The organism is Paenarthrobacter sp. NPDC057355, from assembly GCF_042667405.1.
In the GTDB taxonomy this organism is placed as follows: Bacteria; Actinomycetota; Actinomycetes; order Actinomycetales; family Micrococcaceae; genus Arthrobacter.
Window position 1 is genome coordinate 1 of the sequence record NZ_JBHVAL010000021.1, and the last position, 19,200, is coordinate 19,200.

A 19,200-nucleotide genomic window follows, 5' to 3' on the forward strand; every position below is an offset into this window, starting at 1 on the left:
GTTTTTACTCCTGTGTTTGTTTTTGGGGGGGGGGGGGGGCCGGGGGGGGGGCGGCTAATTTGTTACTACTTTTCTCTTTTTTTTTTTTTTTTGGGGTCGGGGGCGCCGGGCGGGGGCCGCCCCCCCGCAGGGTTCTCCCTCTGCAGGGAGTTGTGGCTAGTTGCTCGACGGCGCGGTGAGGAGTCCGCGGTCCATGAGGTTCTGAATGTTCATGCCACGGCGCTTGGCCTCGCGGGCAAGCCAGCCTTCGGCCGGAAGCTCGTTGAGGTATTGGTTCTTCTGGTAAATCGGCTGTTCGTAAATCCCGGCGTACATCTCGGTGCGCAGATCCTTGAACCAGTTGGTGACGCCGTTGGCGGCCCGGGAGCGTCGCAGCGCCTCCAGGTCGACTACGGTGCTCACAAAGGAGTCACCGCCGCTGACGCCTTCGTTCTTCACCAGCACCCGGCCCTTGTGGTCAACAATCATCGACTGCCCGCCGAAGAGGTCGAAGAGGCTGCCATCGTCGTTGCGCTGTGGTCCAAGGTTCGGGGCGATCACCACGGCCTGGTTGAACATGGCGTGGGCGCGGTTCTGCAGCTCCCACATACCCATTCCGACCTGCGGTTCGATGAGCGTGCCGCGGATGATGAGTTCGGCTCCGTTCATCGCAAGGCCACGTGAGGTCTCCGGGTAGGCGCCCTCATGGCAGATGATGTAGCCGATGTTGCCGATTTCGGTCTTGGCGACCGGGAAGAACGCATCCAGAAGGCTGCCGTTGCCGCGCTTCTGAATGAATTCATCCCAGATGTCGTGCGGGTTGGTGGTGCCCAAGGCGCCGCCTTCGTAAGCGTCGGACGTGGACTTGTAACGCTTGTAGATGACGTCGCCGTTGGGGTCGATGATGAAGGCTACGTTGAAGAGGTGGCCGGGGAAGTCGTCGTCGCGGACCAAGTAGAGTTCCGCGGCGATGTAGGTGTTGAGCTGGCGGGCCTTCTGCCCGAGGATCTCTGTTTCCGGGCCCGGGATGGTCATGGCGAAAGCCTCGTGGGCCTCGCGGTTGCCTGCTTTGAAGTCCGGAAGCATGCCCTGGATGGCCATCTCCGGCAGGACAACGAGCTTCACGGGCGCACCATCGGTTGCCGCCACCATAACGGCCGGGTCCATGAAGTCACAGATCCGCTTGGTGTTTTCGATGGCGTCTTCGCGCTTCTTGATGGTGTGGACGGTGTTGGACAATGCCACTACGGCATACGGGTCAACCATTTGTTGTTTCTCTTTCTTTTTCGCGGCGCCACCTGGGGATCAGGCAGCGGGTGTTCTTTCGGGGTGGTCAGGGATGTCGGTACGGCCGGTCAGACCTTCTCGAGGATGTGATCGGCGCTGAGGTAGGCCAGCGCCTGGAGGGTCTGGGTCGGGTTGTATCCGGACAGGGTGGGGAACTGGCCGCCTCCCACGACGTACAGACCCTTGCATTCGTGGGACTCACCGAAAATGTCGACGACGGAATCCGCCGGATTCTCGCCCATCCGGTGTGTTCCCACTTCGTGGGTGGACAGGTGGTACGCCGGGGGTGTTGGTTCCGACCAGAACTGTGTGGCGCCCATTTCCTCGGCTATGGCACGCTTGACCTTCTCGAAGTACCTCAGGGAGGCCAGGTCATGCTCGGACCAGTCATGCGTAATGCGCAGGGCCGGCTGGCCGAACTTGTCCTTAACCACGGGATCGAGGTCGCAGTAGTACTTCTTGGACGGGAAGCTGGGCACTTGGTTGTGGATGCCCATGAGGCGGCGGTAGTTCTCGGAGAACCAATCCTTGAATCCCTGGCCCCAGCGGCGCATGCCGGGCGGAAGGTTGTGGGCGGCCTCAATGGGTTGGAGATCCCCGGGAATGCTGGTGAGGACCGATCCCCACAGCACACCTTCGTCGTTGTCCGGCACTCCGTCGCAGTTCAGGTCATCCACAACACTGGCGGCAACCAAGGGTGCCATGAACGGGTTGCTGAACTCCGGCAGGACCACACTGCACCAGCCGAAACTGTGCGTCATGAAGTTCCGGCCCACCTGTCCGTTGGCGTTTATGCCTGAGGCGAGCAGCAGGCGGCTGTTTTCCAGGGCGTAGCACGCCACTACCACCAGGTTGGATCGCACTTGGTGGACGTTGCCGTCGGCATCGAAGTAGGAAACTCCGGTGATCCTGCGGCCGGAAGGGTCACGATCCAGCCTGAAGGCCCGCGAGTTGGAACGGATTTCCAGGTTGCCTGTCTGCAGCGCGGCCTCGACGGACGTGATGCGGCTCGACTGCTTGGCGTTGACGTGGCACAGGAAGCCGTGGCAGAAACCGCAGTACTCGCAGCCCTTGAGCGACTTGTAGTCAGTGGATGCTACGGCCGCCGGCTGCTGGAAGGGACGGTACCCCAGGCGCTGGCAGGCCGCCTTGAACCGGTCGTCGGCTGGCGCTGTACGCAACGGGGGCATTGGGAAACCCCGCTCACGGGGGGATTCGTAGGGGTTGCCTTCCGGGTCCGGCGCGCCCTTGACGTTGCCTGCCCGGCCCGAGACTCCAAGTTCCCACTCCACGCGGTCGTAGTAGGGTTCGAGGTCCTCGTAGCCGATCGGCCAGTCCACCATGGTGGAGTCCTCATCAAGGGCACCTGGCCCAAACCGTTCCTCGATCAGGGATTTCATCCGGAAGTCCGCATCCCGGTGGCGCCAGGACGCGCCGCCCCAGTGCAGGGTTCCGCCGCCCGGACCTATGGAAGGCGGCAAGTGGAGTGGTTCGCTGTTACCGCGTACCCCTGCAGCCCAGGGGAGCAGGCGGGCCGTGGACTTCTCGTCCGGCCGCCAAGTGACGGGGTCGGTTGCCAGTTGCGGGACCAGGGAACCGCGCGAGTAGTACTTGACTTCATCCTGCTTGAAGGTGAATTCCTCGCTTGTGTGCACGGGACCCTTGTCCAGGGCCAGCACCCGGATCCCGGCCTTGGTCAGCTGTTCGGCGATAATCCCGCCGGATGCTCCCAGCCCGACGACGATGGCCTCTGCAGTCTCAGTCATCTGCGCGCCTCAACTCTCTGCGTAGATCTTCAAGGGTCTTGATGGGGATGGTCTTGGAGTCGAAACCGGGCCGCATTTGCTCGGCGTTGTAGCCCCACTGGGCTCCCGGGAAACCGACCAATTGCCATCCCAGGGCCTCGTGGTTGCCGCCGTATTGCGGATCGCAGAACATGCCCTGGATGGTGTGCTCCCAGACGAGCGCGAAGAAAGTGGCCAAGAGGCCCTCGTCCGGGGAATCCTGCGGGGCCGGCGTGGATTCATTCTCTGTGTTGGCCTCGATGCGTTCCAGCACGTCGTCCTTGCGTTGGTCCGATAGCTCCGCGAACCGTTGCCCATAGAGGTCCAAAGTGAGGATATTCAGGGCTTCCACTCCGTCGCGGTAGCAACGGCGAAGGGCCTCGTCCTCGTCAGCTACGGTCCTGTCTATGTAGGTGATGACCTTGGTTTCCCTGGCGCCGGGCTTTCCGTCTCCGCTGGGAAAGATGCGTGCGCAGACCGCGTCAACGGTTTCGGCTTCAGTTTCCGTGAGGAAAACCCAGCGCACTTTCGTGGCTTCGTTAGTGGCGGGCATTCATGTCCTCCTTCTTGTTTGCAGTTTCAGCGTCGGCCGGTGTTGCTTCTTGTGCGGGCAGGCCCGTGTAGCGCTGCTGGAAGAGAACTTTTCGCAGGGCTCCGGGCAGTTTGTTTCCCACCCCACTGGTGAACAGGACCGCCAGGAGGATCACAGCGCCCTTGACAATCAGTTGGGGCTGGGCCTGGATGCCCAGCAGGTCCATGATGTTCAGGATCACCGCGATAATCAGGCCTCCCAGGACGGCGCTGATGGGGTCGCCGGTCCCGCCAAAGAGCGAGGCCCCGCCAACCACGACGGCGGCAATTGCGTTGAGCTCGTAGCCCTCCCCGATGATGGCGCTTCCCTCGGTGAGCTGTGCTGCGATCATCACGCCGCCCAGACCGGCCAGAAGGGAGGACAGGCAGTAGGCGCCGATGATGTCCCGCTTGATGGGAAGCCCGGACAGCCGGGCCGCTTCTGCGTTCCCACCCAAGGCGAACAGCCTTCGACCGAAGCGTGTCTGGGCCATGACCACTGCGAAGACGATGGTCACCAGCAGGGCGATCATGACCGGTGCGGGCATCGGGCCGAGGTTGGCGGTGAAGGCCGCGAGAAAACCTTGGTCTTCGATGGCTACCTGCCTGCCCGTCTGGAGCATGTAGGCCACGCCCCGGGCGATGCTCATCATTGCAAGAGTGACAATGAATGGCGTGATGCCGCCGTAGACGATCATGAGGCCATTGAATATTCCGATCAGCCCGGCAGTGAGGAGCGCCAGGAGGAGGGCGACCGGCCAAGGTGTGCCCTGTTGAAGGGCCAGCCCGACTATCACCGATGACACTGCGGCAACGGCGCCTACCGAGAGGTCGATGCCCCCGGTGACAATGACGAGGTACTGTCCGACGGCAAGGATGGACACCACAGAAGCGGTGATCAGGACCGATATGAGGTTCCGTGAGGTCATGAAGTGCTGGGAGAGGGCGCTACCGACCAGAAGGACGATGGCGCCCACGGCCAGCAGGTATCCCTTGGAGCCGAGCGAAGATGCGAACGTGCGGAGCGAGGTAACGGCGCCCGGCAGACTCTGGAACGGCTTCCGTGCTGTCGGCGGGGGAGTGGTATTGGTAGCCACGGGTTTAACTCCATTGTTTGGTTTGCGGAAGGTCAGTTGAAGCGGTCGAGGATCGCGGCCTCCCCGCGCTGCTCGATGTCGCTGCGGCTTACGGTGCCGACGGTCCGGCCCCGACTGAGGATGAGCACCCGGTCACACATCAGTGCCTCGTCGATTTCGGACGTGATCAGGATGATGCTGCCGCCCTGGTCGGAAAACGTGCGGATGAGTTCGTAGATTTCGAGTTTTGCCCCGACGTCCACGCCCCGGGTGGGTTCGACGATGATCAGTGTGCTGACGCCGCTGACCAGCCATTTCGCAAGCGCGACCTTTTGCTGGTTGCCGCCGCTGAGGTTCCCCACTGCTTCGCCGACGTGTGCGGTCTTGATCGCCAGGGCGTCACGCATGGCTACAGCCGCTTTATGTTCTTTGCTCTTGCTGAGGAAGTAACCGGGTGAGAATCGCGGCAGGGAGGCCATGGTGATGTTGCGGGTGATGGACATGCCCAGGATCAGTCCCTGCGTCTTGCGTTCTTCGGGGAGGAGGCCGATGCCCAGGGCGATCGAATGTGCCGGATCCTGTCTGCGCCGCTCGCGCCCGTTGACCAGGAAGTGCTCGTGCTGGGACTTCTCGGCACCGAACAGGGCGGCGGCAAGCTGGCTTTGGCCGTTACCGGAGAGTCCTGCTATGCCGAGCACCTCTCCTTTGTGAAGGTCCAGATCTACACCGTGCAGGTCGTGGCCATCTCGGAGGCCGCGGACTGACAGCGCTACCTCGCCAGCGGTCCGGCCGGTGCCGAGCCTTGGCAGGTCGCCTGGTCCCACCTGAAGTTTGGCTGACCGCTCGGGGCTGATTCCCCCGAGCATGGATTGCAGGATGGCATCATGCTGTTCTTCGTCGCTGTCATGAAGCGCCACGCGCCGGCCGTCCCGAAAGACGGAGATCCGGTCGCAGATCGCGTACATCTCGTCGAAGTGGTGCGAGATGTAGATGATGGCAAGGCCCAGCTTCTTGAGTTGGTTCAGCAGGTCGAACAATTGGTTGACATCATGCCGGGGCAATGTCGCTGTGGGTTCGTCGAGGATGAGGACCCGGGCATCCCGAGTAAGCGCCTTGGCGATTTCCACGGCCTGCCGATGGGCGATCGGCAGGGATGCCACAGTGGCCCGGACGTCGATGTTGAACCCGAGACGCGACAGTTGTTCCCGGGCCTGGTTGCGGACTTTGGACCAGTGGACGGTACCTACTGTGGTGCGGGGCAGTTCTCCGACGTAGATGTTTTCGGCGACGGAGAGGTGGGGGACCAGGCTAAGTTCCTGGTGGACGGTCATGATCCGCGCCCGCTGGGCCGCCTGCGGGTTATCCAGCGTGACGGACTCACCGTCAATCAGGACACGGCCGGAATCAGGCTTCTCTACCCCGGAGAGGATCCGCACGAGGGTGGATTTCCCGGCGCCGTTCTGTCCGGCGATTCCGTGGATTTCTCCGGGCATGACTTCGAGGTCCACGCCGGCAAGGGCCTGGGTTCCCGGGTATGCCTTGGACACTCCCGATACGGCGATCAGTGGGCGCAACTTGGGCCCAGCGGGTGCAGTCATGATTGGGTCCTGCCTATTCGGCGCCGGCGAAGGCGAGGTCGTCGCTGATGTACTGCCCGGCGTTCTCAGGGGTGACGGCCAAGGCGGGCAGAATCCGGGTAGCGGGGGAGCCTTCACACTTGCCGGTAGGGGAGCCCGTCACAGCGGCGATCGCTTCGTCCACGGCGTAGGCGGCCTGGAGCGCGGGCTGGTTCAGGCCGTCTGCAACCACGGGGGAGGCGGAATCCTTGGCCATCGACTTGATAACGTCCATTCCACCGTCGAACCCGGCGAGGATAACGTCGGTTTTACCGTTCTGATCCATGCGGCCTGAGCCCTTGAGAGCCTCGATCACGGCCGGCATTACGACATCGGTCTGGTTGAACACAACATCGATGTCGGGGTTTCCTGAAAGCACGTTTCGCATCGCAGTCAGTGTTTTGTCCGGCAGTGCTTCCCCGTAGTTGTTGGGGATTCGCTTGGTTTTCACGGTCGGGTGCTGCTCCATGTACTTGTTCCAACCGGCCATGAAGCCGTTTTCGCGGCTTTCTGTGACGAGCTCCTGCGGGAACAGGGCCTGGATGTAGAGGTTGATGGTGGAGTTTTCACCCTTCTTGGCGACGGCGGCCGCCGCGGCCTTCTCTCCTACCAACTCGGCGGTCGCTTCGCCGTCGTCGTGTACGTTGCAGGCCACTTTTTTGGCCAGTTCCTCCGAGACACGGTCGTTGACTACGATGACGGGGACGCCGGCGGCCTTCGCCGCTTCAATGCCGCTGGCAACGTTGCGGTCGCCTACCGGTTCGATGATGATCGCCTTGGCACCCTTGTTGATGAAGGTCCTCATTTGCTGGATCTGGGTCTGGGCGCTGCCTTGGGCGTCGACGGCTTCCATAGTCCAGCCCTTGGCGGTTCCTGACTTCACGGCGCCGTCCGACATAGTGCTCAGCCAGGAGTTTCCGGCGATAAACCGCATGGAAATGCCGATCAAGCCTTTCTCATCATCTGAGGACGTGCTGGCCGGTGCTGCGCCTCCGCAGGCCGTGAGGCCGATGAGAGTTGCAGCAGAGAGAGATGAGACAAGTGCGAGCCGCGCTGTTCGCTTGGTAATCATGGTTCTCCTTTGAAAATGGGTTGGGTGTAGCCAGGCAAGGGCCTCGGAGCGCGAGGCTAAGGTGTGTGACGGGGTGAGGAGAGGCTTAGGCCATGCTCCCCGCCGGAAGGCCTGCTGCGGTGCAGGGTTCCTGGAGGGCTCGGTTCCGGTCGAGATCGTCGCTGATGTCCACTCTTATCTGCGGCCTGCAGCCGCGGTACAGAGTGCCCTCGTTTTGGACGGCCGCCGCCGCCCAGGCCAATCCCTCGTGAAGGGCTTGGCGTCCGTTTGCGCCGCCGGCAAGGAAGCCGGCAAGCAGTGCATCCCCAGCACCGACGGTGCTGACGACGCGGTCAACCCGTGCCTGGCCGAAAAGGCATCCGGAATCGTCGAGGAGGATCGCTCCGTCTGATCCGAGGCTGGCCAGAACGGCCCGGGCTCCCAGTTGTCGAATTTCCTGGGCGGCGTCAACAACGTCACCCAAGGTCTCCAACGCACGTCCAGTGAGTTCCGCGAGCTCGCCGGCATTGGGTTTGACCAGGTCAGGCCCATACGGAAGGACGTTCCGCAGGGGTTCTCCCGAAGTGTCGACGGCCACCCGGGCGGTCAGTCCGTGGCCCCCCTTCACGAGGTCGATGTACAGCCGTTCCACCGCGCCCTCCGGCAGCGTCCCGCAAAGGACGAGCCAGTCATGAGCCTTGATCTGCTCCAGGGCTTTTCGGACAAGGGACGTGGCCTCCGCGGCGTCCAAGGTGGGGCCTACCTCGTTAATCTTGGTGACGGTCGCGTCAGGTTCCACCAGGCTGACATTGCTTCGGATCTCTTCCGCGATCGGCACCGCGATGTGGGGGACACCCAGCTCCGAGAGCATGCCGGTGACCTGCACCCCGGTAAAGCCGCCAGCGGGCAGGACAGTGACGACGTCGATTGCGTTGGCGTGCAGGGCGACGGCGACGTTGACCCCCTTGCCGCTGGGCTCGTTATAACTCCGGGGACTGCGGACAACATCTCCGTGGCCCAGCCGGTCAATGGACATGGTGCGGTCAAGGCTCGGATTTGGCGAAACGGTGACGATCATGCCAATTCCACCTCCACTCCGGCCGCCTGAATGGCTTTGAGCTCCCGGCCGTCAAGGTCCGAGTCGGTGATGATGAGGTCAATGTCGGCAAGGTCGGCGTGTTTGCAGTTGCTCACGCACCCGAATTTGCTGTGATCGGCCAAAGGGACGCGTCGTCTGGCGCTCTGCAACATCAGCCTTTTCACCGCGGCTTCGGCGGGATCGGGGGTAGTGAGGCCCCTGTCTACCGAGATGGCGTTCGCGCCGAGGAAGGCAATATCGACATTGATTTCGGCAAGCGACCGCGATGCCCAGTCATCCACCTCGGCCTCCGTGAGCGGCCGGACGCGGCCACCGAGAGTGTGAACCGTGAGCAACGGTCTGTCCAGAAGGCTGGTGGCAATACTCAGCGTGTTCGTATACACGGTCAACTCCTTGTCATACGGGAACATGGCGGCCAGCCTGGCTGTTGTTGATCCGGCGTCGAGCAGCAGCGAACCTCCGCTGGGCAGGTGGCGCAGTGCTGCCTTGGCGATGCGGGTCTTTTCGTCACGGAAGCCGGTCCGCGTCGATACCGCCGGCTCGTAGGTCAGTCGTCCCACCGGGACGGCTCCGCCATGAACCCGGCGCAGGAGGCCCAGTTGCTCCAGGGCCATGAGGTCCTTGCGCAAGGTTTCGCCGGTGACGCCGAGTTCCTCTGAGATGGCGGCCGCGTCGGCGCGGCCTTCTGTGCGGAGGCGCTCAAGGATGAGCCCGCGTCGCTGCTCCGGGAAAGGGACGCGGGAATCAGAGCGGGCCTGATTGCGGTCCGGGGCGGGGTTCATTGCAGGGCCCCTTCTCTTTGGCGGGCGGTATGGGAAGGGGCGTGCTGACTTGTGTGCGATGGAAATTCTTCAACCGATCGGTAGATGCCGGCAGCGAGGCCTCCGAAAAGGGCCGCCCCCCGCGCTCCGGCTTCTTTGGCCGGTGAGACCGTCAGCGGGCCGAACACCTTTTCCTTGTTCTCCAGGAGTCCCTTACTGAGGGACCAGCCGCCCGTGACCACCACCCGGGAGGGGGTACCCGCGGCCTGGGTCATCCGGGAGTGGACATCCAGGGCTTGTTGGGCCACGGCGCCCAGGGCTGCGCGCCAAATGTCTGCCTGGCTGCTTGAATTCGTGGAGCCGTGGAGCACGAGTTCCTGCCCGGCGTGGATCGTGGCGTACAGGTCACTGGCGCTATCGGAGGCCTCAGCGTCAAGACGGGCGATGTCCGTGGTGTCGAGGCCAAGCATCTTCAATGCGTTCCGGAGGACCAGCCCGGCCTGGGTTCCGCCCAGGAGTGTCCACTTCTGATCGAGGACGGACCAGCCCGCAGTAATTCCGGCGGATGTCAGCTCCAGCAGCGCTGATTCGGAAACGGCCGGGTCAATGATCCGCACCAGGGCTTCGGCGGTTCCGCAGGAGTCAAGGACGTCACCGGGAAGGTAGGCCCCCGCTCCAACGACAGCTGCCTGGTGGTCATGACCCGCCACTGTGATTGCTGCTCCGGTGAGGCGGCTTATGCCTGCTCCGGCGCTCACTGTACCGAGGTTGGTCCCTGCCACCGCAAGTTCGGGCATCAGCGCCTGAGCGGCCCCTGTCCATTCCAGGGTTTCGCTCCACCAGTTGCGGGTAGTGAGATCCATCCAGCCTGTACGGGACGCCAGGGAGAGCTCGGAGACGGGAGCTCCTCCCAGCGCGAAGGCCATCCACTCCGCGATGTTGAGGCGCAGCATCGCCTTCCGGGTCTCCGGTACGTGGGCCAGGAGCCAGCGGTGCTTGGTCAGGGACCATTGCTCGCGCAGGGGCAGGCCGGTACGGGTGGCAAAGAGGTCCTCCCCGATTGCCGTGCGCAGGCTTTCCAGTTCGGCAAGATCCCGCCGGTCATGCCAGGCGATAACCGGTCCCAAAGCCTTGCCGTCCCGGCCGATCAGCACGCCGGATTCGCCCATGCTGGTGATGCCTATGGATGCGACTGCACCGCTCGGCGCTCCGGAGAGTGCGCTGGTCAGCGCCAAGGCCGCGGCCTCGAGAAGCTCGGGAGCTTCCAGTTGAGTCCCTTCGTCCGCGACGGACCAAGGAGTCGCGGACCGCCCCTCGGCGAGGGCAGCGCCGTCCTCGTCGTAGACGACGGCCTTGACCGCCGTCGTTCCGATGTCGAGTCCTACGAGAAGCACCTTTGCGTCCTGACTATTGGTTGATTGGAAGTTATTGGATATTGTTGTTTTTCATTGGGGATGTTGTCAAGCTCACATTTAAATCCTTGATTCAAAGCGTGGATAGATCCAACCAAAAGCAACGGGAGGTCAATTGGCACTGGCACACACGGGTGAGCTCATGAGCGATGCGGTCAAAAAGGGCGTCGGTCTCGCGGCCTTCAACGTCATCAGCCTTGAGCACGGGGAAGCCATCATCGAAGCCGTCGAAGATACCGGGTTACCGGCGGTGATGCAGATCAGCGAGAACTGCATCAAGTTCCATGGCGGCCGGCTCACGCCACTGCTAAGTGGACTTGCGGCACTGGCAGAGTCCTCCACCGGACGGGTTTCCCTGCACCTGGATCACATTGAGGACCAAGAGATCCTCGTGCAGGCGGCCTCGGGTCCTATCACGTCCGTCATGGTGGACGCCTCCCGGCTGGGGTACGAGGACAACGTTGCAGCCACACGCAAGGCCGCCCGTTGGGCCCAGGCCCGTGGATGGCATGTCGAAGCAGAACTCGGAGAGATCGGCGGAAAAGAGGGCGCCCACGCGCCGGGAGTACGCACTGATCCCGCCGAGGCAGCCAGCTTCGCCGCAGCGACTGGCGTTGATTCGCTCGCCGTCGCCGTCGGCAGTTCCCATGCCATGACGGCGCGGACAGCGCGGCTGGACCACGAACTTATAGCTCGGATCAAGGCAGAAGTGGCGGTGCCGCTGGTGCTGCACGGCTCCTCGGGGGTGCCGGAGGATGAGCTGGCCGTGGCGGTGGAGTCAGGGATGGTGAAGATCAACCTGGGCACCATTCTGAACATCGCCTTTACGGGGGCAGTCCGTTCCGCCCTGGCCGGGACGGATGTAGTGGATCCCCGCCGATACCTTGCTCCAGCGCGGCTGGAAACCACCCGGGCCGTTAATCGCTTGCTCGGCGTCGTCTCCACGCGTCGGGCCGCTGTCCTATGAGCTCGCATCTCGATTACGGAATTTCATCAGCGGGGTACAGTGCCGTCATCGTGCCGGAGGGGGCTGCCGTTCGCAGGCTCACCCACGAGGGCCGTGACCTGATCGTTCCCTTCGCTTCCGGAGAGCCGATGCCTGATTACCGGGGTGCCATTGTTGCCCCTTGGCCCAACCGCATTCCGGATGGACGTTACAGCTTCGATGGCGTTGAACGGACAGTGCCAATCAACGAACCCTCCAGGGCGGCAGCACTGCATGGTCTGGTGTCACACGTTCCATGGTCCGTCTACCACCATGACGAGAGGAGCATCCGGCTGCGGTGCATCTTGGCTGAGAGCGAGGGATATCCCTTCGAGTTGGTACTCGATGTTGCCTATACAGCGGACGAGGCCGGATTACATACGGTCGTTACTGCCATCAACACCGGCGAAAACCCGGCACCCTACGGGACTTGCCCGCACCCGTACCTGGTTGCCGGAAGCTCACCCCTGGACGACTGGCACTTGGAGTTGGGTGCGGCAACGTTTCTCGACGTCACACCGGACCGGCTCATCCCGCTCCAGCGCATGTCAGTTGACGGCACGCCATTCGATTACCGCCAACCCCGGCCCTTAGGAAGGACGGCAATAGACCACGCCTTTACCGATCTCATTGCCACTGCCGACGGAGGCCGTCGGATAAGGGTTTGGGATCCGGCCGGCACCGGAGTCGCGATGACGTGGGGAAAGTCTTGCCCATGGGTCCAGGTTCACACCGCGGACCATGTCCTTCCGGAACGGCACCGGGTTGGGCTGGCAGTGGAACCGATGACTTGCCCTCCCAACGCGTTCAACTCAGGCGACGATTTGGTGGTGCTGCTGCCGGGGAAGGCCCATACCGCGGAATGGAGCATTCATGCGCTATGAGGCGACGGGTCCCGCCGCGCACCCCTACTTCTTCTTCCCGCCCCGCTTCGCCGCAGCATTCATCGCCGACTTCACCGCAGGCGGCAGCCCCGCCGTCTCGGTCTCCGGCTCGGCAACTGTTCCGCGCCAGCGGGCCAGTCCCTTCATGCCGTGGTAGATCACCAGGGCGGCAGCCGAGCCCAGGGCAATACCCGTGAACTTCAGCTCGCCAATGGTCCACGTGTAATCCGCGATGCCGATGATCAAGGCAACAGCCGCGGTGGTGAGGTTGATCGGGTTGGAGAAGTTGACCTTGTTCTGGACCCAGATCTTCACGCCGAGCACGCCGATCATGCCGTACAGCATCGTGGCTGCGCCACCCAGGACGCCGGGCGGGACGGTGGCGATCAGTTCGCCGAATTTCGGCGAGAAGCTCAGCAGGATGGCGAAGACACCGGCCACCCAGTAGGCCGCCGTCGAATAGACCTTGGTGGCGGCCATGACGCCGATGTTTTCCGCGTAGGTGGTGGTACCGGAACCGCCGCCGAGCCCGGCAAGTACCGTCGCGGCGCCGTCGGCCATCAGCGCGCGGCCGGAGACGCCGTCGAGGTTTTGGCCTGTCATCGCGGCAACTGACTTCACGTGCCCGACGTTCTCGGCCACCAGCACCAGCACCACCGGTACAAACAGGCCCACCACACCGAGGTGGAATTCGGGCGTTTGGAACTGCGGCAGACCGACCCAGGCGGCCGCGTCCATCTTTTCGTACGAAACCTCGCCCCGAATCATCGCCACGAGGTAACCCACAACGACGCCCACCAGAATGCTCAGCCGCCCCAGGATTCCGCGGAACAGGACCGACACCAGGATGATCGTCACCAGCGTGATGAGCGCGGTGACCGGTGCGGCGTCGAAGTTGTTTTTCGCGGCGGGCGCCAGATTCAGGCCGATCAGCGCGACGATCGCGCCCGTGACGATCGGCGGCATCAGCCGGTTGATCCATTCGGCGCCGAACTTCTGGACGATCGCACCTATCAGCGCCAGTACGACGCCGGCAAGCACCACGCCGCCCAGGGCGCCGGCAACGCCGTACTGCTGCTGGGACGCCATGATCGGGGCGATGAACGCGAAACTCGACCCCAGGTAGCTGGGCACGCGACCCTTGGTGATGACCAGGAACAGCAGTGTGCCAATGCCGGAGAAGAACAGCGTGGTAGCCGGCGGCATGCCCGTGATGATGGGCACCAGGAACGTCGCGCCGAACATGGCAACAACATGCTGCATGCCAATGCCGATAGTGAGGGGCCAGGCAAGCCGCTCATCGGGGGCAACAACGTGGCCGGGGCGGATGGACTTGCCGTTGCCGTGGAGCTTCCATTTGGTGCCGAGCATGCTCATGGCGGGGCCTTCCTCAGAAGAGTATTGGGATTCGGTGCAACATTACCGCCAAACCGGACACCACCGCCGCGCTGAAGCTGCGCTACCTCGGAACCAGCCCGAAGAGGAACTTCTTTTTCACCATCACCCACAGCACGCCGAGTAACGCGACATACACCGCTGTGTTCAGCCAGAGGTTGCCATCGCGAAGGACAGGGATGTTGGCAATGGCCACGATGAAGAACACATGCATGATGAACACATACAGCGTGGCTTGCCCGAGTGGCACGAAGAACCAGCCCACAGCGCGCGAGAGTGGCTTCCAGAATGCACTCAGTAGCGCGTAGAGGGCGATGGTGATGAGGATGACGTTCAGCACGCGACCAGGGCCAAGGTAGGTGCGGCTGAAGAACGTGTCGTAGAGGTACCTGAACGTCGCGTCGGGGATGAGCGCGAGCCGCACGTCCAATTGGTTGGTTAGATATGGCCCGCTCCACGAGAAGAGCGCGCAGGCCGCGGCCAGGAAGATGCATGCCCCCAAGAGAATCCGCTGGCGGGGGTGCGCGAACCAGTCAATGATCCGTTGGCGGTGGAAGCCCGCGGTCATGCCGAGGACGAACAGGACCTGCCACACGAGCAGCGGAAAGGAATCCTCAAACTGAGAGGGCAGCAGCCGGAAACGGAAGACAGAGCCGGCGATGTACAGGGCTCCGCTGACGGTGAGCACCAACCACGTCAGTCCGCGGGAGAGCGCTACCAGGATCAAAGGACTGATCAACAACAAAACCACATACAGGCCCATGATGTTGAACTGCCACGGCCCAACCTGCAACAGCAGCAAGGCGGGAATCAAACCCTGCGGAACCGGGAACTGCAGCAGGCCTTCCATCCCCGCGTAGAGGTCATAGGTCGTTCCTGCGGCTGAATGCCCCGCCGCACCCGTTCCTTGGTCCGTGAAGGTGGTGACCGCGGCTGCGTTGATGAAGGGGAGCAGGCTCAACACGTACACGATCAGGACCACCGCCAGCGCGGTGAAGTACAGTTTCGATGCGCGCTTGGTGGTCCCGTCCACCACGTCTCCCAGTTCCGTGGCGATGCGTGGCCCGTAGACCATGCCCAACACTGCTCCTGAAAGCATGACGAAGAGCTCGGCCCCGGAAACGACGCCGATGCTCTCCTGGCTCAGCAATTGGAAGACAGAGTTGATGCCAACGTGATTCACCACCACAAACACGATGGCCAGGCCCCTGAGCATGTCGATGCGGGCATCGCGCTTATCCGAACCGGTGTAGGACCACCTGTTGGGTGCCGTTCTAGATGACAGAAACCACAATGCGCCAACGGCTACCAGGACAGATCCCGCGGTCGCCCATGCTGCCCAGCCCCGGAGGGTTGTTCCGGACTTAGCCTGCGGTGCCTCAAGGCCGGGAACGTCCTTCAAGCCCTTCTCGGTCACAGGACCCACTGCAAGGCCGGATGTGTCCAAGGACGACCGGAAGGGAGCAGCCAGAGATGGTTGCGCGGTGGCGCGCCAGTCAATGGAAACCTTGCTCTGGTCGCGGGCATCGGTGGTTTCGTTCCAGACCACTGCCCGGACGGCACCGTTTTCGGGCTGAGCCACGGAAGCGAAGACCTGGTGCCACCACGTTTGCTTGACGTCGATCTCGGCGGCGCCCCCAGCGCCCGGAGAGTAGAACGCGCCGGTTTCAATCAGGAGCGGCTTGTTCCTGGCTTGGACGTAGGTTCCATAAAAGTTGTCCGTGCCTGTGCCTCCACTGGACGCATGCAGGGCGTTGTTGAACTCGCCGGCGTCGGGGAGGGTGTTGTTCGCAGCGCCGGCTCCTGTGGTGTCGTGGTAGATCGACAGGCCGATCCAGTCCACAACGTCATCGCCGGGGTAGTAAGGGTCGAATGCCGAGTCGTCCATGTCCCAGATCCCGTTGCCGTTGGTGTCCAACGAACTCAGCGGAACTCCCTTGGGCGGGGTGGAAGTAGCCGTCCGGAATGGATAGTCCTTCTCAGCCGTCGGAGACCACACCATCACGGGATCGGCCAGGCTGCCCCGGAGGGCAACAGCAACCCGGCCGAACGCGGCCCGGTAGGCGTCCGGTTCCTGGCCCCAGCCCACCCACGGCGTGTTCATGTCCGGTCCGAAGCGGACGAACACCTTCCCCCTGAACCCGGCTGCCGCCGTCGTGATTTGACGCGCAAAAGTGGCGGCAACGTCTTCGGTGATGTCCTGCAGGGGGATGCCCGGGCGGACAGTCAAGAGGGCATGCGAGCCTTGATCGGCCACCTCTGCAAAGTAGCTCTTGAGGTATTCCCGGCCGCCGTCGTCCTCTGGGAGGGACACGTTCTGCCCATAGAGGGCTGCAGGGGCTCCCAGGCGCTGTGCGTAATCCGCGGCTGAGTCCTTGTTCCAATCCAGCAATGCCCCGAAATACCGCTTGTCCGGACCGTCGCTGGGACCCTCCTGGCCCACAGAACCCCAGGCTTGGGTGGACGGAAGGAGAAACGCGAAGAGCAGCAGCAGGAGAACTACCAGCGCCCGGCGAGGGGCCGCTAAGGGAAAGGTAGGCATCAGGCCCCTTCTGGTGTCGTCATTCCCACGGCTGCGGCGTCCGCACAGTTATGCGGCAGCTCACAGGCACGATGGTACCGACTTTCCCGCTGTGCCCAATGTCACGCACCGTCATGGGAAGAGGACATGCGAAGTTGAAGTTGCAACCATGGAAAGCAGAAGTGCCCGGCCGGCTCAGTGTCAGGGCCCAGCGAAAGGTTCACTAATGACTATTGCCCACGAAGAAGCAGTCATTGACGCCGCAGCAGTCGACGCCATTTTTGCCGAAGCACGTACCGCAAACAGCTTCTCCGGTGAGGTCACCGAGGAGCAGGCGCGAGCCATCTACGAACTCACCAAGTTCGGCCCCACGGCCTTCAACTCCCAGCCCCTCCGCGTGACCTACGTCCGCTCGGACGAGGCCCGCGCCAAGCTGGTTGACCACCTGTCCCGCGGCAACCAGGCCAAGACGGCGTCCGCTCCGCTGGTCGCCGTCCTCTCTTACGACACCGACTGGCAGGGTCAGTGGGACAAGTTCCTCCCCGCTTACGGCGCCCCCAAGGCCATGTATGACGAGAACGCCGAACTCGCCGCTGCCACGGGCAACAACAACGCCCACCTGCAGGCCGGCTACTTCATCCTGGCCGTGCGCTCCCTCGGATTCGCTGCCGGCCCGATGACCGGTGCCGACTTCGCGGCCATCGACGCCGAGTTCTTCCCGAACGGCGACCAGAAGAGCTTCCTCATCGTCAACATCGGCCAGCCCGGCCCGGACGCCTGGGGCGAAGCCAAGCCGAAGTTCGCCTACGAGGACGTTGTCCGCACGGTCTGACCCTCGCGGTTCCAGCAACGCTCCTGCACTTGGGTGCAGGAGCGTTGTGGTTTAAACGGTTGGGATGTGAGAGAGGGTCGGGGGTGTTGCACGCTCGCTCACATCCCGGGGCTTGGAACGGAACGCTGGATCACATCCTGCGGGGTTAGGCGATGACGCCGTCCACCAGGGCCTTGGCCTCCTGCTGGACCTGTGCCAGGTGATCCGCGCCCTTGAAGGACTCGGCGTAGATCTTGTACACGTCCTCGGTGCCTGAGGGGCGTGCCGCGAACCAGGCGTTCTCGGTGACGACCTTGAGGCCACCAATGGACGCGCCATTGCCGGGAGCCTCGGTGAGCTTGGCGGTGATTTCCTCGCCGGCAAGGGAAGTGGCGGTGACGTCCGCGGCAGAGAGCTTGCCCAGCTTGGACTTCTGCTCGCGCGTGGCGGCGGCGTCGATGCGGGCGTACACCGGTGCCCCGAACTGGTCCGTCAGTCCCTTGTACAGCTGCGAGGGGGAAGATCCCGTAACAGCCGTGATTTCCGAAGCAAGCAGGGCCAGGAGGATGCCGTCCTTGTCCGTGGTCCAGACGCTGCCGTCGAGCTTGTTGAAGGAAGCGCCGGCTGATTCCTCGCCGCCGAATGCGCCTTCGCCGGAGAGCAGGCCGGGCACGAACCACTTGAAGCCCACGGGCACCTCAACGAGCTTGCGGCCGAGGCCTGCGGCCACGCGGTCGATGATCGAGGACGAAACCAGCGTCTTGCCCACCACCGAGGAAGGGTTCCAGCCGCTGCGGTTCCGGTACAGGTAATCGATGGCGACGGCGAGGTAATGGTTCGGGTTCATGAGCCCGCCGTCGGGGGTCACGATGCCGTGGCGGTCGGCGTCGGCGTCGTTACCGGTGGCGACGTCATACGCAGCGCCGCCGGAACCGCCTGCGGACATGCGCTTGATCAACGATGCCATGGCCGACGGCGAGGAGCAGTCCATGCGGATCTTCTCGTCCCAGTCGAGGGTCATGAAGGCCCACTGCGGGTCGACCGTCGGGTTCACCACGGTGAGGTTGAGCTGGTGGCGCTCGCCGATCTCGCCCCAGTAGTCCACGGAGGCGCCGCCCATGGGGTCGGCACCGATGCGGACGCCGGCGTCGCGGATGGCGTTGAGGTTCAGCACGGACGGGAGGTCGTCCACGTAGCTGCTGAGGAAGTCGAACTTGCCGGTGGTGTCAGCGGCCAGGGCATCGTTCAGGGGCATGCGCTTGACGCCGCGCAGCCCGTTCTCCAGCAGTTGGTTGGCACGATCCGCGATCCAACCCGTGGCGTCCGTGTCTGCAGGGCCGCCGTGCGGAGGGTTGTATTTGAAGCCACCGTCAGCGGGCGGGTTGTGGCTCGGAGTGACCACGATGCCATCGGCTTGCGGCGTGCCGGGAGCCGCTTCGCGGTTGTACTTGAGGATTGCGTGGCTCAGCGCAGGTGTGGGCGTGTAGCCGTGGCGGGCATCAACAAGCACGGTGACGCCGTTGGCGGCCAGCACTTCCAGCGCGGAATTCTGTGCCGGCTCGCTGAGGGCGTGCGTGTCGCGGCCGATGAACAGGGGACCGGTGATCCCCTGGCGTCCACGGTATTCAACAATTGCCTGGGTAATCGCGAGGATATGGGCCTCGTTGAAGGAGGCCTTCAAACTGGATCCGCGGTGTCCCGACGTTCCGAACGCCACGCGCTGCGCGGGATCGCCCAAGTCCGGAGCTACGTCGAAATACGCGTCCAGCAGGGCTGTGATGTCAACAAGGTCCTGGGGAAGGGCAACTGTGCCCGCTCGGCTAGCCATGGGGTCCAGCATGCCAGACCCAAGGCCCGGCTGACACGAAATGTCCGTGATCCGGCCCCTGTGACGCCGAATGGCGGACATCCATGCGGGATATCGCCTAAACGTTCACTCCACGTTTACCATCAGTGGCCTTAGTGATGG

Annotated in this window: 15 protein-coding genes; 3 read left to right on the forward strand and 12 right to left on the reverse strand. The window is 63.2% G+C overall.

Features of this window, described 5'->3' with window-relative positions; genetic code table 11:
- Positions 1–156 precede the first annotated feature (156 nt).
- The 9 genes from ACFUOZ_RS18435 to ACFUOZ_RS18475 form a co-directional block, all read right to left on the reverse strand.
- Entirely contained in the window at positions 157–1,245 is a 1,089-nt protein-coding gene (locus ACFUOZ_RS18435) for a nitrilase-related carbon-nitrogen hydrolase (protein ID WP_262276763.1), read from the reverse strand.
- 89 nt (positions 1,246–1,334) lie between these two features.
- The gene (locus ACFUOZ_RS18440) at positions 1,335–3,032 is read right to left on the reverse strand and encodes a GMC family oxidoreductase (protein ID WP_377550753.1); all 1,698 of its coding nucleotides are present in this window, start codon (positions 3,030–3,032) and stop codon (positions 1,335–1,337) included.
- On the reverse strand, positions 3,025–3,603 hold the full coding sequence (locus ACFUOZ_RS18445) for a gluconate 2-dehydrogenase subunit 3 family protein (RefSeq protein ID WP_377550755.1): 579 nt from the start codon (positions 3,601–3,603) through the stop codon (positions 3,025–3,027). The genes ACFUOZ_RS18440 and ACFUOZ_RS18445 overlap by 8 nt, the downstream gene beginning before the upstream one ends.
- Positions 3,590–4,717, reverse strand: coding sequence for an ABC transporter permease (locus tag ACFUOZ_RS18450; RefSeq protein WP_377550757.1), 1,128 nt, complete (start codon positions 4,715–4,717; stop codon positions 3,590–3,592). Before ACFUOZ_RS18450 ends, ACFUOZ_RS18445 begins: the two co-directional genes overlap by 14 nt.
- A gap of 32 nt (positions 4,718–4,749) precedes the next feature.
- Complete coding sequence (locus tag ACFUOZ_RS18455; RefSeq protein ID WP_377550759.1) at positions 4,750–6,294, reverse strand: sugar ABC transporter ATP-binding protein; 1,545 nt, start codon at positions 6,292–6,294, stop codon at positions 4,750–4,752.
- Positions 6,295–6,307: 13 nt separating this feature from the next.
- On the reverse strand, positions 6,308–7,384 hold the full coding sequence (locus tag ACFUOZ_RS18460) for a sugar ABC transporter substrate-binding protein (RefSeq protein WP_377550761.1): 1,077 nt from the start codon (positions 7,382–7,384) through the stop codon (positions 6,308–6,310).
- An 85-nt stretch (positions 7,385–7,469) separates the two neighbouring features.
- Positions 7,470–8,441, reverse strand: coding sequence for a 1-phosphofructokinase family hexose kinase (locus tag ACFUOZ_RS18465; protein ID WP_377550763.1), 972 nt, complete (start codon positions 8,439–8,441; stop codon positions 7,470–7,472).
- Positions 8,438–9,244, reverse strand: a complete 807-nt coding sequence (locus ACFUOZ_RS18470) for a DeoR/GlpR family DNA-binding transcription regulator (RefSeq protein ID WP_377550765.1) — start codon at positions 9,242–9,244, stop codon at positions 8,438–8,440. The genes ACFUOZ_RS18465 and ACFUOZ_RS18470 overlap by 4 nt, the downstream gene beginning before the upstream one ends.
- Positions 9,241–10,617, reverse strand: a complete 1,377-nt coding sequence (locus tag ACFUOZ_RS18475) for an L-fuculokinase (RefSeq protein ID WP_377550767.1) — start codon at positions 10,615–10,617, stop codon at positions 9,241–9,243. The genes ACFUOZ_RS18470 and ACFUOZ_RS18475 overlap by 4 nt, the downstream gene beginning before the upstream one ends.
- Before the next feature lie 133 nt (positions 10,618–10,750).
- Between ACFUOZ_RS18475 and ACFUOZ_RS18480 the strand changes: the two genes are divergently transcribed.
- Together ACFUOZ_RS18480 and ACFUOZ_RS18485 are read left to right on the forward strand one after the other, a co-directional pair.
- Positions 10,751–11,602 carry a class II fructose-bisphosphate aldolase gene (locus tag ACFUOZ_RS18480; RefSeq protein ID WP_377550769.1) on the forward strand — a complete coding sequence of 284 codons (852 nt, stop codon included), beginning with the start codon at positions 10,751–10,753 and terminating at the stop codon, positions 11,600–11,602.
- A complete protein-coding gene (locus ACFUOZ_RS18485) occupies positions 11,599–12,504 on the forward strand; it encodes an aldose 1-epimerase family protein (RefSeq protein ID WP_377550771.1) in 906 nt (301 codons plus the stop codon). The genes ACFUOZ_RS18480 and ACFUOZ_RS18485 overlap by 4 nt, the downstream gene beginning before the upstream one ends.
- Before the next feature lie 24 nt (positions 12,505–12,528).
- Here the strand turns inward: ACFUOZ_RS18485 and ACFUOZ_RS18490 are convergent, their stop codons facing one another.
- On the reverse strand, positions 12,529–13,881 hold the full coding sequence (locus ACFUOZ_RS18490; RefSeq protein WP_377550773.1) for a uracil-xanthine permease family protein: 1,353 nt from the start codon (positions 13,879–13,881) through the stop codon (positions 12,529–12,531).
- Positions 13,882–13,963: 82 nt separating this feature from the next.
- Entirely contained in the window at positions 13,964–16,441 is a 2,478-nt protein-coding gene (gene opgC / locus ACFUOZ_RS18495; protein WP_377550775.1) for an OpgC domain-containing protein, read from the reverse strand.
- Positions 16,442–16,646: 205 nt separating this feature from the next.
- Here opgC and ACFUOZ_RS18500 point away from each other — a divergent pair, with 205 nt between their 5' ends.
- Positions 16,647–17,252: a malonic semialdehyde reductase gene (locus ACFUOZ_RS18500; RefSeq protein ID WP_377550777.1), complete on the forward strand. Its 606-nt coding sequence runs from the start codon at positions 16,647–16,649 to the stop codon at positions 17,250–17,252.
- Between the two features lie 145 nt (positions 17,253–17,397).
- Here ACFUOZ_RS18500 and pgm read toward each other — a convergent pair whose 3' ends face one another.
- The gene (gene pgm, locus ACFUOZ_RS18505) at positions 17,398–19,059 is read right to left on the reverse strand and encodes a phosphoglucomutase (alpha-D-glucose-1,6-bisphosphate-dependent) (protein WP_377550779.1); all 1,662 of its coding nucleotides are present in this window, start codon (positions 19,057–19,059) and stop codon (positions 17,398–17,400) included.
- Between the last annotated feature and the right edge of the window lie 141 nt (positions 19,060–19,200).